Origin of the sequence: Methylobacterium longum (genome assembly GCF_022179385.1) — a bacterium.
GTDB classification, from domain to species: Bacteria; Pseudomonadota; Alphaproteobacteria; order Rhizobiales; family Beijerinckiaceae; genus Methylobacterium; species Methylobacterium longum.
Genome location: NZ_BPQS01000028.1, coordinates 53,789 through 67,560 on the forward strand (window position 1 = coordinate 53,789; position 13,772 = coordinate 67,560).

Annotated in this window: 16 protein-coding genes and 1 tRNA gene; 10 read left to right on the top strand and 7 right to left on the bottom strand. The window is 64.9% G+C overall.

The annotated features are described in order from the left end of the window. Positions 1–10 precede the first annotated feature (10 nt). The 4 genes from MFF58_RS20810 to map form a co-directional block, all read right to left on the bottom strand. Positions 11–958, bottom strand: a complete 948-nt coding sequence (locus tag MFF58_RS20810; RefSeq protein WP_238290830.1) for an alpha-E domain-containing protein — start codon at positions 956–958, stop codon at positions 11–13. A 67-nt stretch (positions 959–1,025) separates the two neighbouring features. Continuing rightward, entirely contained in the window at positions 1,026–2,459 is a 1,434-nt protein-coding gene (locus MFF58_RS20815; RefSeq protein WP_238290831.1) for a circularly permuted type 2 ATP-grasp protein, read from the bottom strand. A 96-nt stretch (positions 2,460–2,555) separates the two neighbouring features. Further along, a complete protein-coding gene (radC, locus tag MFF58_RS20820) occupies positions 2,556–3,269 on the bottom strand; it encodes a RadC family protein (protein WP_373323368.1) in 714 nt (237 codons plus the stop codon). A 29-nt stretch (positions 3,270–3,298) separates the two neighbouring features. Next, entirely contained in the window at positions 3,299–4,135 is an 837-nt protein-coding gene (gene map, locus MFF58_RS20825; protein ID WP_238290856.1) for a type I methionyl aminopeptidase, read from the bottom strand. Between the two features lie 199 nt (positions 4,136–4,334). Here map and MFF58_RS20830 point away from each other — a divergent pair, with 199 nt between their 5' ends. The 3 genes from MFF58_RS20830 (at position 4,335) to MFF58_RS20840 (ending at position 5,917) form a co-directional block, all read left to right on the top strand. Continuing rightward, positions 4,335–4,589: a zinc-finger domain-containing protein gene (locus MFF58_RS20830; RefSeq protein ID WP_238290835.1), complete on the top strand. Its 255-nt coding sequence runs from the start codon at positions 4,335–4,337 to the stop codon at positions 4,587–4,589. A 13-nt stretch (positions 4,590–4,602) separates the two neighbouring features. Then, complete coding sequence (locus MFF58_RS20835; RefSeq protein WP_238290837.1) at positions 4,603–5,796, top strand: FAD-dependent monooxygenase; 1,194 nt, start codon at positions 4,603–4,605, stop codon at positions 5,794–5,796. 34 nt (positions 5,797–5,830) lie between these two features. Beyond that, positions 5,831–5,917, top strand: a tRNA-Leu gene (locus MFF58_RS20840). 316 nt (positions 5,918–6,233) lie between these two features. Here MFF58_RS20840 and MFF58_RS20845 read toward each other — a convergent pair. Both MFF58_RS20845 and MFF58_RS20850 read right to left on the bottom strand, forming a co-directional pair. After that, entirely contained in the window at positions 6,234–6,614 is a 381-nt protein-coding gene (locus tag MFF58_RS20845) for a hypothetical protein (protein WP_238290838.1), read from the bottom strand. Continuing rightward, a complete protein-coding gene (locus tag MFF58_RS20850; RefSeq protein WP_238290839.1) occupies positions 6,611–6,832 on the bottom strand; it encodes a hypothetical protein in 222 nt (73 codons plus the stop codon). The genes MFF58_RS20845 and MFF58_RS20850 overlap by 4 nt, the downstream gene beginning before the upstream one ends. 604 nt (positions 6,833–7,436) lie before the next feature. Between MFF58_RS20850 and MFF58_RS20855 the strand changes: the two genes are divergently transcribed. The 7 genes from MFF58_RS20855 (at position 7,437) to MFF58_RS20885 (ending at position 12,494) form a co-directional block, all read left to right on the top strand. Further along, the gene (locus tag MFF58_RS20855) at positions 7,437–7,730 is read left to right on the top strand and encodes a hypothetical protein (protein ID WP_238290840.1); all 294 of its coding nucleotides are present in this window, start codon (positions 7,437–7,439) and stop codon (positions 7,728–7,730) included. A 108-nt stretch (positions 7,731–7,838) separates the two neighbouring features. After that, positions 7,839–8,078, top strand: a complete 240-nt coding sequence (locus tag MFF58_RS20860; protein ID WP_238290841.1) for a hypothetical protein — start codon at positions 7,839–7,841, stop codon at positions 8,076–8,078. A 97-nt stretch (positions 8,079–8,175) separates the two neighbouring features. Then, complete coding sequence (locus tag MFF58_RS20865) at positions 8,176–8,355, top strand: hypothetical protein (protein WP_238290842.1); 180 nt, start codon at positions 8,176–8,178, stop codon at positions 8,353–8,355. A gap of 67 nt (positions 8,356–8,422) precedes the next feature. Next, the gene (locus MFF58_RS20870) at positions 8,423–8,605 is read left to right on the top strand and encodes a hypothetical protein (RefSeq protein WP_238290843.1); all 183 of its coding nucleotides are present in this window, start codon (positions 8,423–8,425) and stop codon (positions 8,603–8,605) included. Positions 8,606–8,663: 58 nt separating this feature from the next. Continuing rightward, complete coding sequence (locus tag MFF58_RS20875) at positions 8,664–8,876, top strand: hypothetical protein (RefSeq protein ID WP_238290844.1); 213 nt, start codon at positions 8,664–8,666, stop codon at positions 8,874–8,876. Positions 8,877–9,380: 504 nt separating this feature from the next. Continuing rightward, a complete protein-coding gene (locus MFF58_RS20880) occupies positions 9,381–9,656 on the top strand; it encodes a hypothetical protein (RefSeq protein ID WP_238290845.1) in 276 nt (91 codons plus the stop codon). 2,598 nt (positions 9,657–12,254) lie between these two features. Continuing rightward, the gene (locus MFF58_RS20885; protein ID WP_238290846.1) at positions 12,255–12,494 is read left to right on the top strand and encodes a DUF6894 family protein; all 240 of its coding nucleotides are present in this window, start codon (positions 12,255–12,257) and stop codon (positions 12,492–12,494) included. Between the two features lie 163 nt (positions 12,495–12,657). Here MFF58_RS20885 and MFF58_RS20890 read toward each other — a convergent pair whose 3' ends face one another. Continuing rightward, positions 12,658–13,401 (bottom strand): Crp/Fnr family transcriptional regulator, encoded by a 744-nt coding sequence (locus MFF58_RS20890; protein ID WP_238290848.1) that lies wholly within the window; start codon positions 13,399–13,401, stop codon positions 12,658–12,660. Positions 13,402–13,772 lie beyond the last annotated feature (371 nt).

Here is a 13,772-nt window from a genome sequence, read left to right on the forward strand (position 1 = left end):
TCCGTTCCGTTCAGCCGACCAGATACTGCTTGGCGATCGCCTCGCCCACCCTGTTGTTCTCGGCGATGAACGCCTCCACGAACTCGTGCAACCCCGAGGCGAAGACTCGATCGATGTCCTCGCTCTCCAGCTTCGCCAGCATGTTGCCGGCCAGCCGCTGGCTCGGGCCGCGGCGGCCGTAAGCATCGGCGATCAGGTCGAGGTACTCGACGATCACGCCATAGCAGTTCGAGAAGGAGCGCGGCATCTGCTTGTTGAGTATCAGCAGGTCGGCCACCAGCAGCGGCTTGATGCTCTCGCGATACACCCAGTGATAGGCGTTGAACGCCGAGACTTCGCGCAGGATCGTGGTCCACTGGAAGTAGTCGAGGCTGCCGCCGACCGTCTCGTCATGGGGGAGCAGGATCTGGTACTTCACGTCGAGGATGCGGGCGGTGTTGTCGGCCCGCTCGATCGCCGTGCCGAGGCGGGTGAACCAGAAGGCGTCGTTGCGCAGCATCGTCCGGAACGCCGAACCGTCGAAGGTCAGCGAGACGGTCTTCACCCAGTCGAGGAAGCGGCCGAACTCGTCGCGGTTGAGATCCTTGCCGGCGTAGTTGCGCAGTTCGAGCCATGCTCCGTTGATCGCGTCCCACATCTCGGTGGTGAGCGCCGTGCGTACCGATCGGGCGTTCTCACGGGCCGATTCGATGCAGGACCGGATCGAGGACGGGTTGTGCGGACTGAACGCGAGGAAGTCGCAGACCGTGTCGGCATTCACCGCGCTGTAGTGGGTCTTGAACGCGTCCGGGTCCCCAGCCGAGGCGAGCGCCGAGTCCCACTCGTTGCTCTCGCCGCCGCCGTAATTGGACGGCAGCGACGCGAAGCGGTGCGCCGCGTCGAGGATGCGGGCGACGAAGTCTGCGCGCTCGACGTAGCGGGAGAGCCAGAAGAGATTGTCGGCAGTCCTGGAGAGCATCTGTCTTCAGCCAAGTCGTGCGGACATTAGGGTCCGCGCCGCGGAGCAACCGGGGATCGCGTGGATCTCAGGCGTCGAGCACCCAGGTGTCCTTCGTACCACCGCCCTGGCTCGAATTGACTACCAGAGAGCCCTCCTTCAGCGCCACCCTAGTCAAACCGCCGGGCACGATGCGGATCTGGTCGGCACCGTTGAGCACGAACGGCCGCAGGTCGACGTGGCGAGGTGCGACGCCGGACGCCACGAAGGTCGGGCAGGTGGAGAGCGACAGGGTCGGCTGGGCGATGAAGCCGTCCGGCGCGTGTTTCAGTTTCCGGGCGAAGTCATCCAGTTCACGCTTGCTGGCGTGGGGCCCGACCAGCATCCCGTAGCCGCCCGAGCCGTTGACCTCCTTGACCACCAAGTCCGACAGATTGTCCATCACGTACGCGAAGGCGTCCTTCTCGCGGCAGCGGTAGGTTGGCACGTTGTGCAGGATCGGCTCCTCGCCGGTGAAGAACTTCACGATCTCCGGCATGTAGCTGTAGACGGCCTTGTCGTCCGAGATGCCGGTTCCGACCGCGTTGGCCAGCGTCACCGATCCGCGCTCGTAGGCATTCATCAGGCCCGGTACACCGAGGACCGAATCCGGACGGAAGACCAGCGGATCCAGGAAATCGTCGTCAAGACGGCGATAGATCACGTCGACCCTGCGCGGTCCCTCGGTGGTGCGCATGTAGACCACGTCGTCCTTGGTGAAGAGGTCGGAGGCCTCCACCAGCTCGACGCCGAGCTTGTCGGCCAGGAAGGAGTGCTCGTAGAACGCGGAATTGTAGCGCCCGGGGGTGAGCAGCACGACCGTCGGGTCGCGCGTAGCCGAGCCCGGTGCGAGGCTGCGGAGGGTGGCGAGGAGCGCATCCGGGTAATTCTCCACCGGCGCAACCCGGTGCTTGGAGAACAGGTCCGGGAACAGCCGCAGCATCACCTCTCGGTTCTCCAGCATGTAGGAGACGCCGGACGGAATGCGGGCATTGTCCTCCAGCACGAAGAAATCGTTCTCGCCGGTCCGGACGATGTCGATACCGGCGATGTGGACGTAGAGGTCGTGCGGCACGCGGAAGCTGCGCATCTCCATGCGGTAATGCGCATTCCGGTAGACGAGGTCGGCCGGGATGATGCCGGCCTTGATGCATTCCTGCGCGCCGTAGATGTCTTTCAGGAACAGGTTGATGGCGGTGACCCGCTGCTTCAGCCCACGCTCCAGGAATCCCCATTCGGGCTTGGTGATCACCCGGGGAATGATGTCGAACGGGATCAGCCGCTCGGTCGACTCGTTGTCGCCGTAGACCGCGAAGGTGATTCCGATCCGGCGGAACAGCAGTTCGGCTTGACTGCGGCGGGTGTTGAAGTGCTCGGGCGGCGTGGTCTCCAGCCAGGCTTTGAGCTGGCCGTAGGCGTCGCGGACGGCGGCCGGATCGGCGTCACCGATCCCGTTCATCTCGTCGAAGGCCGTCACCGCCATTTCGCTCCTCCCGTACGCTCCCGCTCTTGAGGCAAGAGGCGCGCCACGTGTTCATGGCTATCGCCACGCGCGATAACGCTCAAGGCGGCCGGAGGATCAGATCAGCTTCAAACCTTTCAGGCTGGCATGACCGTTTCGGCCGAGGACCACGTGGTCGTGTACGACGATCTTCAGCGGCGCCAGCACCGTCACGATCTCGCGGGTCATCGCCACGTCGGCCGCGGAGGGGCTCGGATCGCCCGACGGGTGATTGTGGGCCAGGATGATCGCGGTCGCCGAGAGCTCCAGCGCCCGCCGGGCGACCTCGCGGGGATAGACCGGCGTGTGATCGACGGTGCCGCGCCCCTGCACCTCGTCGGCGATGAGGTGGTTGCGCTTGTCGAGGAACAGGATGCGGAACTCTTCGCGGGGCGCGAACGCCATGGTGGCGCGCAGGTACTCGTGCAGTGCGGTCCACGAATCCAGGAGTGCGCGCTCACGGATCGCGCCCCTGGCGGCGCGCCGGGCGGCCGCCTCGATCACCTTGAGATCCGAAACGACACCGGCGCTCACGCCATCGACCTCCACCAGGCGCGCCGGCTCGGCACCCACGACCTCGGCGAAGCTGCCGAACCGCGCGACCAGGGCCTTGGCGAGGGGTTTCACGTCGCGTCGCGGAATGGCGCGGAACAGGACCAGCTCAAGCAACTCGTAATCGGGCAGCGCGTCGCCGCCCGCGGCTGCGAACTTGTCGCGCAACCGGTCCCGGTGGCCGTGGTAGTGCGGCGGCTCCTTCTCGACGGAGGACGGGACGGCGCTGTCCGCGAACAGCCCCGCGCCACCGTCATCCGCCCCGGAAGTCACGGCCGGTCGGCGGCAGGGTTGACGGGCTGGTGCAGACCCTTGGGCGAGACTGTGAAGATCTCGACGCCGGTCTCGGTGACGCCCACGGTGTGCTCGAACTGAGCGGAGAGCGAGCGGTCCCGGGTCACCGCGGTCCAGCCGTCGCCCAGCACCTTCACGGCAGGCCGGCCGAGATTGATCATCGGCTCGACGGTGAAGAACTGGCCGGGCTTGAACGGCACGTCGTAGCTCGCCTCGACGTAGTGCAGGATGGTGGGCGCGTCGTGATAGGTCCGGCCGAGCCCGTGGCCGCAGAAATCGCGCACCACCGAGCAGCGCTCGCTCTCGGCGTAGGATTGGATTGCCCGGCCGATATCGTTGGTCGAGCCGCCCGGCTTCACGGCCGCAACGCCGCGCATCAGCGCCTCGTAGGTGATCTCGCACAGGCGCTGCGCCTTCCGGGGAACCTCCCCGACATAGGCCATGCGACTCGAGTCACCGTGCCAGCCGTCGAGGATCAGGCAGATGTCGAGGTTGACGATGTCGCCCTCGCGCAGCGGCTTGTCGTTCGGGATGCCGTGGCAGACGACGTGGTTGATCGAGGTGCAGATCGATTTGGGGTAACCGCGGTAGAGCAGCGATGCCGGATAGGCCCCGTGATCCATGGCGAACTCGTAGGCGAGCTGATCCAGCGCCTCGGTGGTGACGCCGGGCTGCGTCGCCGCCATCAGAAGGTCGAGGGCCTCGGCGGTCAGCCGTCCCGCCCGCCGCATGCCTTCGAAGCCCTCCGGCCCGTGGATCGGCGGCTCCGGGGCGCGGCGCGTGCCCTGCGCGGTGGCCTGTTCCTGCTGCATCGTCGAGACTTTTCGCGGCGTCATCAATGGGGCGTCCGCCCTATGTACGATCTGGGGCGCGGCAGGCCAAGCGGCGTCCGGCGCCGTTCGGGCGAGGCTTGCGCCGGCCGCGGGGCTGGCGGCATAAGCAGCCGCGAGGCGCCCGGGAGCGCGCGGGCAGATTCGCCGCGCGGCGGATCGCGGGGCAGGTGAGGGCCGGATGGCAGGCAAGGCGGTACCGCACTTCCACAACGAGCCCGGCGTGCCGGTGATCACCGTGGGGGTGAAGGAGTTCATGTGCATCGGCGCGCTGCCGCCGTTCGACCACCCCCACGTGTTCCTCGACATGGGCGCCGACAGCGAACTCATCTGCCAGTACTGCTCGACGCTCTACCGCTACCGTGCGGGCCTGAAGGCCGACGAGGCGGAGCCGCAGGCCTGCGTGTGGCACGACGCCAAGCTCGCCGCGGAGTAAGGCGCGGCCGGCGGTGTCCTCCGACCTTCCATCTCTGCGGATCGGGATCGTCGGAGCCGGGATCGGCGGGCTGACGGCGGCTCTTGCGTTGTCGGATGCCGGCCATTCCGTGACGGTCATCGAGCGCCGGACCGGCTTCAGCGAGGTCGGAGCCGGGATCCAGATCTCGCCCAACGCGAGCCGGGTGCTCGCCGCGCTCGGCCTCTCGGCCGCCCTGCGCCGGGCGGCGAGCGAGCCGCCGGGCGTGGAGGTGCGCGCCCTCGGTAGCGGGCGCCGCATCGGCGGCGTCACCCTGGGCGCACAGGCTCACAGCCGGTTCGGCGCCCCCTATTATGTCATCCATCGCGCCGACCTGCAGACGCTCCTCCTCGACGCGCTGCGGAGCCGTCCCGCGATCCGTCTCATGATGGGCCGCACCGTCGCGAACGTAACCGAGACAGCTTCCGAAGCCCGCCTCTTCATGGAGAGTGCCAGCGGTCTGCAGGAACTGGGTTTCGATCTCGCGATCGGGGCCGATGGTATCCGCTCCCGCCTGCGCCCGTTGCAAGACGCGGCAAAGCTGCGACCGGCGCATGCGGCGGCGTGGCGCGCCCTGGTCCCCATGGAGGCGGTGCCCGAGCCGTTGCGGGGTGGCTCGACCGGTCTCTGGCTCGGACGCGGCCGGCACGTCGTGCATTATCCGGTTCGCGACGGTCAGTTCCTCAACGTCGTGGCCGTGATCCCCGAGGCCGTGGGCGACGAGGGTTGGGGCCGGCTCGGGGAGCCGGCCGTGCTGCGGGCCCATTTCCGCGGCTGCGCAGGGCCGCTGCGGGACTTGCTCAGCCTGCCCGATTCCTGGCTGGTCTGGTCACTCGCCGACCGGGCGACGGCGCGCCCTATGGCCCGCGGCCGGGTCGCGCTGGTCGGCGATGCGGCTCATCCGGTCCTGCCGTTCCTCGCTCAGGGGGCCGCCCTGGCCATCGAGGATGCCGCCGTGCTGACGCAGGCGCTGGCGGCGCACGCGGACGTGCCAGCGGCCCTGGCGGCCTTCTCGAAGAGCCGGACGGCCCGGGTCCGGCGCGTCCAGAGGGCAGCCCGAAGCAACGGCAGGACCTATCATGCCGGCGGCCTCGTGGGCCTCGTGCGCAACGCGGTGATGGGCCGCCTCGGGCCTGACGGCATGCGCGACCGCTACGCCTGGCTCTACGGTTGGACGCCCCCGGCTTGATCGCGCTCGCGGCCCCCGCTACCCAGAAGCGGGCGCGGACGTGGCGGAACCGGTAGACGCACGAGACTTAAAATCTTGCGGCCGCAAGGCCGTGCGGGTTCGAGTCCCGCCGTCCGCACCAACACTTAGCAGGTTTCAGGGTACCCGGCCGAACCGATCGGGGTAACGTTTGGGGTAACAGCAGCGGCCCGCACCGGAGCGCGAGCGACGTTCGTGAGGCACGTAAACCAGTCGCTAAAGCTCACGAATTAGTGATGAGCCGGCCGGCGGCTTAAACCCCGCTGGCCTTCCACGCTCGCCCACCGTTCGCCCCCCAGCGACAAGGGCGGGCGTGGATGCATCCTGTACGTTCTCGTCGGTCCGAATGCGCAGGCGGCGTCGTGAGAAGGCGCACGAAAACGTGATCGAACCCTCCAATCGAATGCATCATTCTGAATTCATCGGCTTTGGTCGATCTTCCACGCCCGCCGCCTAGTGTGCCCCTCAAGCTGCTTCGGCGGGCGTGGATGCTCAGATCCGCCTATGGCGTGGGCACCTTGATCAGCCTCAGGTCGTCCATGACACCGACCATGATGCGCATATTTGTCGACGGATGCGCTGGTCCCGTTGACTGCGGCATCGATCGCATCATCAGCCGCATCACTCGAATTTCTGCGGGAGTGTAGGGACAGATCGGTTTCTGCCGACCACAGCCGCTCAAGCTTCTCGCCGAGCCTCAACAGTTCGGCATCGGCGGCACCCGTCTGCGCGGTGGCCGGCTCAGCGACCGGCGCGGCATAGCCAATAGCGTGGGCGAAATTGCAAGGGTGGCCGGTCATGCCTGCTCCTCCCGCGCAGCCGCGCACGCGTCGGCGAACTGGCAGCGCAGATCGTGACCGATATCGAGTAGCGGGCCGCTCAGGGCGTTGAGCGCATCGGTCTCGATCTCGCCGTCACGTTCACCGAGGTACATCAGCAACCGGCCGATGCGCTCGACGGTGCGGATGTTTGCTTCCATGGCCAGGATGGGCATCAGGGCGGGATTGCGCTCGCTCATGCCCTGCCTCCCGCGAGAGTGACGCTGGCCGTGCGCAGAACCGCATTGGCCCGGCGCAAACTCTGCACGGCTCGGAACCGCGCCGCGCGGCAGTCGGCGATCATGTGCTCGGCGGTGGCGCGAAGGGCGCACAATTCGGGATCGGCCTCGACCGGATCAGCCTCCCGCATGGCACGGATAGCCTGAGTGACCGGACCTACCTGTGCTGAAGGCAAGCGCGGGCGTTCACCGCCGCCGAGGGGCGGTGTAGGGTGGTGGATAGCCATGTGACGGTTCCAGAGGCGTTGCAGGGTTAGGGCCGGATGGAAGATTGAGCCCTTCCGTTCGGCCCGCAGTTCTGGTAAAGTAGAAATATGCTGATGTCAATTCCGGTAAATTCGAAAAAGGCGGGCCGACCTGCGGGGCGCGACTATCCGATTGCTGTCCAGCTACGCCTGACCGAGCCCTTAGCTACCGCTATCGACGACTGGCGCCGCGTTCAGCCGGACCTTCCAACTCGTTCTGAAGCCATCCGTCGGCTAGTCGAGAGAGCGCTAGTAGTTCCAACTGGGGACGACTAATGCGCGGCGCTTTCGCCTATGCCTTGGTCGGGAGCGCGCTAGCGATGATCGCCGCACGGGCGGATGAGCCGCTCCCGCAGATTGACTCTGAGGGCTACTGCAACACTACCGCCGACCTCGTCGACGACGACTCGTTCAAGCAGCAGTGTCTCGACGGTGAGGCCAAGGCTGAACGTCACGTCCGTGCCTTGTGGGCAGAGACGCCGGACAGCGTCCGCGCCGTGTGCGTGAAGGACCTCATGTTGGTGTCACCGTCCTACCAAGTCTTGTCGACCTGCATGTCCACGACGGTGGGAGAAATGTGGATCGCCGGCGAGTTGAAGGTAGTTCCTCGGTGACCCCATCCCCCGCCTCGTGGAAGAGACTTTGAGGACAAAGCAATCTTAGGAGCAGCGCCAATGCGGAAACCTCGCAGGAAGGGCATCAAGCCGTTTTCGTTTTTAGCGATGAGCACGGATCTCGCGATGCTCGGCGTCGAGGCCCAGATGGTGATCGGCCAGCGCATCGCGATGCTCATGGTCGGCGGACCGAAGGCGCGGGCCGAGGCGCAGCGGATGGTGACCGAGAAGGTTCTCGCCGCCGGCAGCGCCGCGATGACGCTGGCGAAGGGCGGCGGTCCGCATAAGGTCGTGCGCAGCTACCGGACGAAGGTGCGGGCGAACCACCGTCGGCTTACCAAGGGCTGACCCTATCCGCCGCCTCGTCGAGGAAGCGCTGAAGGCGAAGCGATCCTGACGCCGCAGAACTGCACCAAGTTTTCCGGCCTACATGATAGGACCGTCCATGTCTGATCTTCCCAACACCGCTCGCGGCCAACTGGACTCAAGGACGGCCAGAGCTACCGCGCGCCTTGAGAACGCGGAGAATGTTCGGGCGGAGGCTGAGGACAAGCAGCAAGTGGCCGACGAACGGACAGCGCAGCTGAAGGCGATGCGTCTGGCGCGAGAAAACGAGAAATCCTGACGCCTTGCCGGCTAGGGGTACGTGCGCCACCGCGAGGATCCGGAAGGCGCAAACTGAGGAGCCTTCTATGGCTGACAACCACAGCAAAGAGCGAACGCAGGCCGAGGCCGCTTTTGCAAAGATGCAGGACCGTTCCGGCGGTCAGGTCGCCGACCAATCGACAGTCAGTGCTGCGGATCAGAATACCGCACGCCTGAAGGCTGCGCGCCTCGAAAGAGATGCCGCCAAAGCCGAGTCAAGAAAGCCATGATGTGCGACGGGATCCGCGAAGCCCTTACCGAGCACCTGACGGCGAAGGGCTATCTGAAGTGAGTGACCCCGAGCCCGACGATATCTTCCGAGAACGGTTGCTGCGCGTGGTCGCTGAAAACGATCGCCACACCGCGCTTTTTGCGCGCGGATCTACGCTCGACCTCCTTGGCCGCAAGTACGATCGGTTCAGAACCGGCGTGCCGCTGAAGGGTTTCGGGGCAGATGAAAGCCAGCCCGCACCGAAGCCTTCCGCCGGATGGTGGAAGTAGCGATGAAGGCTAAGCAATTATAGGGTAACACATGAGCGATCCTGAGCCCGACACCGACTTCCGCGAGCGATTGCTCCGACAAGTTCCTAACGGCGATAGGGACCTCGTGATCGGAGCGTCGGGGAGGCGGCTCGATGCGTTGGGTCGCAAGTACGACGTGCACAGGACTGGCGTGCCCCTGGATGGCTTCGATGGGTTCGAAGCTGGTAGCGCCGAAGATGACGGCGCCTGACCTTAAGCCATCGCGGGTCGAAGTTATCCGCCAGATCCTCACCGAGTACCTGAAGGCGAAGGGCTATCTGGAATGAGCGTCGCCACGCTCGCGGTGGCACTATGTGTCTTCGCCGTGGCGACGATCTCGGCAAGGCTTCTCAGCTACGCGGGGTATGAGAACGCCCCGTACATGGTGTTGGTGTCTGGACTCGTGGCAGGCGGCGTATTTGCCGCTCTGAGATAAGCCACTCACCGTCTCGTCGAGGAAGCCTTGAAGGCGAAACAGTCCTGATGGAGGTGATCGTGGAGAACGAGGACCGCGAGCTTGAGCACTCGTCGCTTTCAGGTCGCTTCACACGCGATGGTGTGACGGTGGACGTGAAGATCTACCGCTTTGCCGGTACTGACGATCCTTGGCAGTTAGAAGTCGTTGACCAGGAGGGTAGCTCAACAGCATGGGATAAGCCGTTTCCGACCCCACAAGACGCCTTCGACGCCCTCAACCAGACAGTAGAGGAAGAGGGTATGGCAGCGCTCGTGGTGCCCCTAAAATCGACGATCCACTGACCCAGCCCCCGCCTCGTGGAAGAGGCGCTGAAGACGGGGGCTGGTGGACTGACGAGATGCACTAAATGGAAAGACGGAGTGCCTCTTGCGAAGCACTCCGTCCCGCTTACATCAAGATCTTCAGGATCGCAGCCAACGCTATGAGGCAAGGTGCGAGCTTGATTTCGATCGTGATGGTGACACCGAGATTGGTCTTCATTTGAAGGCCCTCGGGTCGCGACCGGCCGACGAACCCAAAGGGTTGCCAACTTGCGCATCATCGAACGGTACTCCCGCCGTTCATGACAGCATCGGGTCGCCCTCGGCGCTCTAGATCGCTTCGGACAAATCCGCAGGGCTATCTCCCGGTTAACACCGGCATCCACCGGCATTCCACGCCTTCGAAGCACTCTACAGCAGGAGCTGCGGCTGGCGCTGATCCCGTCACGGTGTGCCCGACCTAGCCTGATCGGATCCGCTTCAGGGCGCCAGTTTCTTCGATATGGTACGGCGTAGTTATCGGACAAGCAGATCCGGGAGACGCCTCCCGATTTCGCTCACGCCTGCCCGCTGTTGGACGCCATCGCATAGGCCCGCCAGCCTTCAGGATCTCGACGCCGCCATCCTGGCGGTTATCCTGCTGGGATGCGTCTTACCTACATCTGCGCGACTGTGCTCTCGTCAGTGCTCGCGTTCCTAGCCGCCTATTTCTGGTATCGCTCAGCCGCTGTCGTCATACCGAACAGACCTCTCACCATAGACCAAACTTTGTCGATCCCGCCGGACACCATGGCAGCCTTGCAGGCGAGCGCGATGTGGAGCCAGCGAGGCGCCATGTCAGCCGGCGCTGCGGCAATCGTCGCAGGCATCGCTGGCCTTCTCTCGCTGGCACTCTGACAATCGCTCGACACGGACCCGGCGCTCGCTATCCTGCCGGGATGCGCACAGCCCTCGCCGCCCTCGCTCTCCTCGTCGCTGCCGGTGGGGCGCAGGCGGTTGAGCCGACGGCGAAACAGCTAATCAAGGCGTACTCCGCCGCGGATGAAGTATGCCGCAGCTCGCCCAGCGATACCGGCGCTGAGGAGTGCGACCGGCGCACGCGCCTGAACTCGCGGCTCAATCAGATCGGCTGGTGCTATGGAAAGCAAAGCCAAGGGCGATCAGACTTCGTTTGGCACAAATGCACGAAGCACTCGAACCGCAGCGATGATCTGACGGCACCGTCTCGCTGATCCGCCATCGCCATCTGCCGCCCGTGGTTCTGCACAACGTCGCGGAAGAGCTGCCCGGTGGCGGAGGTCGAGACCTGTGCCTCGCGGGCGTCCTGCCGGAATGCGCACGGCCCTCTACGCGGCAGAACGCGGTCGCCACTGATAATGACTGCGCACTCGCCTGCCCGTCGCGGCTACGTAGTCAGTCCTGTGTGGAACTAGTTCTGGCGCGAAAGCATTCCGAAGCCCTCGCCAGTCAGTCCCTGTACTGATCTGAAGATCTGCCGATCCAACGATCGAAGTTCAGGTATGAAACGTGCCCATGCCCCTGCGCCGGTTCGACCTGAGTCGCCGCCAGTCGGGCGAACGCGCGGACCTCAGCTCAGACGGCTGATCCAATTTCTGATTACGGCCCTGCTGTTGGCCGTCTTGGCCGGCAGCATAGGTCTCTGGTGCTGGGTGGTATGGTGGGGCGCCACTAAGCTTATCGGGCTGATGTTCTGACGGATCAGCTTTCGGAAGCGAGCGGAGCCTCGTGGCAGAGACAGCCGAATTCGACGAGGCCGGCAAGCCAGACACTCGTCAGGATGATGGCGAGGCTCATAATAACCACCGAAAGCAACGACTTGCGGGCGTTTGCCGACGTACCTTGTCAAAGCTAATGAGAGCTAATCGGTTTCAGCTTGGCTTTGACAAATCGAGCAATATTTTTCAATGGCGGCAATTTTATGCAGGATCATTCGATCTCGATGATGAGTGTGCCGCGCAGTCGGCATCCCGACTGCCACCGTGCATGGCTCCGAATTGAGATGCGGCGGTCGCTCCAGGCCCTGCGCGCCTGCGCTCCACTGCACGTCATTACGTTCGCTCAGCCGGAGCCATCGTCCGCCCTCGGCTCAGCACCACATCCTTGAACAGGTTGCCGGAGGCAGAGGTGCGGACGGAAGTATCCGGCCCCGCCCGCTGCACGACGACGCTGACGCTGCCGTTGTTCTCGATCTTGGGACCAGCGACGGCCCCAGCCCTTCCAGCGGAAGCATCGAGGCAACCTCGCCCTTCTGCATGGCCTCGAACGCCTTCCGAGCCTTCTTCCGGGATGCCCAGCCCTCGCCGTCAGCTTGGGCTACGTTGGGGTGAGGCAGACCAGCCAGTGGTCGAAAGCCGACGCTTGGTACCCAACGGCAGAGTCTGCAACGGGTGGAAATCGGACATTGGCTCTTCGGTCCGAAGCAGGCGCTTCGCAGATCGTCGTGTTCGAGCCGGGTGCGGCGAACTGACGTTCGGCCCGTTTAACTTACATTAGGCGCCCCCCCCCGCTGTGGTACAAGAGGCGATCACTGGCTTCGATCCTGGCTGCTGGTGGCTGAGAGTAGCGAACGCTCCCGCCCTACCTGCGCGGAGCACGCCTGTGTCACGCTACTTCTTCGACATCCACGACGGCGCGACGCAGTTCGATCAGACCGGCACCGAGTGCGCCACTTTGGACGATGCGCGTGCGATGGCATTGCAACTCCTCCCGGACCTCACACGCGATGAAGCGCTCAAAGGCGGCGACCGGCTCGCCTACACGGTTCTGGTGAGCGATGAGGATCACCGTCCCGTCTACACGGCGACGGTGTCGCTCAACGGGGTCTGGCTGATCCGGTGAGGCTGTGCCCGCGCGGGTCGTAAGCAAAGCAGCCTTCACGCGGGTACCGGGTTGTCAGCTTCTGACCACCACCGCCACGAGGAAGTCATCCGCGGAAGCGAGTTGGGCCCGCAGCATCAAGGCTGCCGATGGTGACACGAACCGGCTTGTTGGCGAGGGCTGATCAAGCCGCGCGCTTCCCCAACTGCAGGTACCTGGGGTCAAACTCAGCGGCCGCCGAAAGCTCGTCCCACGCCTGGATCACCAACTTGCGGCTGCGCAGCTCGAGCAGCGCTTGGCGACGCATCTCCTGCAGCACGCGGTTGACGTGCACGGGCGTGAGGCCCAGCGCGTCGGCGAGATCGACCTGAGTGAGCGGCAGCGGGCAGCAGTGATCACCGGCCAGCCCCACCGCTTCGAGCTTCACGTACATCTCGCAGAACAGGTGGCCGATCCGCTCATAGGCGGAGCGCCGCCCCATGCCGACCATCCACGCACGGAAGATCGCCGCGTCGATCAGTGTGTCACGCCACAGCAGCGATGCAAGACGGGGATGGCGCGCGACGAGGGTGTGTAAGCTCTCGTGCGGGATGAAGGCCACCGTCGCGCTCGTCACCGTGGCGAGGCTGTGGTCCATAGTCGGGACGTGCAGGCTCAGCAGATCTGGGATGTCGCCGGCGATGTGGAACGACAGGATCTGGCGCTTGCCCTGGCTGAGCAGCTTGTACCGGCAGGCCCAGCCCTCAACGACGAGGCAGCAGTGCGTGGGCCTGTCGCCGTCGCGCACGATGTCCTGCCGGGCACCGAGGACGTGGGTCCTCACCGGCAGGCTGTCGAGGGCCTGCCGCTCCTCATCCGTGAGGGTGGCGATGCTCTCTAGCTTACGGATGAGCAGGGTCGTGGCGTGCTGATCGGGAGCGAAGGGCATGGCGTATGCGCCTTGCGTTGCAGGCGGAAGCGCGCGGCTCTCCCAGTCACCGGCGCCTGGATCGGATCAGCCGATGATGAGTCTTACGGTAAACCGACGTGAAGGAATGGCGTAGACATAGATTGGGTTTCGGAAGCATCCGGGCGTTTGGTAATGGATCGAACCATCGATGCTTCACCGTTGTCCGCGAGTGATTTGCTTTGCTATCGCTCGATCAAGGGCAGATACTGTGCTGATCGCCTTCACCGCTTCGGGCCGTGGGCGCTTAGGAGACCGCGTGTGCTCTTGCCCTGACCGGGACCAGAGCCGTGGCTCAGCCTCAGCACTCCAGCGTCCGTAATCGCCTGCTGAAGGCGATGTCTCCTGCCGAC

Coding starts and splice junctions, on each gene's coding strand:
- MFF58_RS20810 (WP_238290830.1), bottom strand. CDS start 958: ATGCTCTCCAGGACTGCCGACAATCTCTTCTGGCTCTCCCGCTACGTC.
- map (WP_238290856.1), bottom strand. CDS start 4,135: ATGCAGCAGGAACAGGCCACCGCGCAGGGCACGCGCCGCGCCCCGGAG.
- MFF58_RS20845 (WP_238290838.1), bottom strand. CDS start 6,614: ATGACCGGCCACCCTTGCAATTTCGCCCACGCTATTGGCTATGCCGCG.
- MFF58_RS20860 (WP_238290841.1), top strand. CDS start 7,839: ATGAGCACGGATCTCGCGATGCTCGGCGTCGAGGCCCAGATGGTGATC.
- MFF58_RS20830 (WP_238290835.1), top strand. CDS start 4,335: ATGGCAGGCAAGGCGGTACCGCACTTCCACAACGAGCCCGGCGTGCCG.
- MFF58_RS20865 (WP_238290842.1), top strand. CDS start 8,176: ATGTCTGATCTTCCCAACACCGCTCGCGGCCAACTGGACTCAAGGACG.
- MFF58_RS20855 (WP_238290840.1), top strand. CDS start 7,437: ATGATCGCCGCACGGGCGGATGAGCCGCTCCCGCAGATTGACTCTGAG.
- MFF58_RS20870 (WP_238290843.1), top strand. CDS start 8,423: ATGGCTGACAACCACAGCAAAGAGCGAACGCAGGCCGAGGCCGCTTTT.
- MFF58_RS20880 (WP_238290845.1), top strand. CDS start 9,381: ATGGAGGTGATCGTGGAGAACGAGGACCGCGAGCTTGAGCACTCGTCG.
- MFF58_RS20815 (WP_238290831.1), bottom strand. CDS start 2,459: ATGGCGGTGACGGCCTTCGACGAGATGAACGGGATCGGTGACGCCGAT.
- MFF58_RS20890 (WP_238290848.1), bottom strand. CDS start 13,401: ATGCCCTTCGCTCCCGATCAGCACGCCACGACCCTGCTCATCCGTAAG.
- MFF58_RS20850 (WP_238290839.1), bottom strand. CDS start 6,832: ATGAGCGAGCGCAATCCCGCCCTGATGCCCATCCTGGCCATGGAAGCA.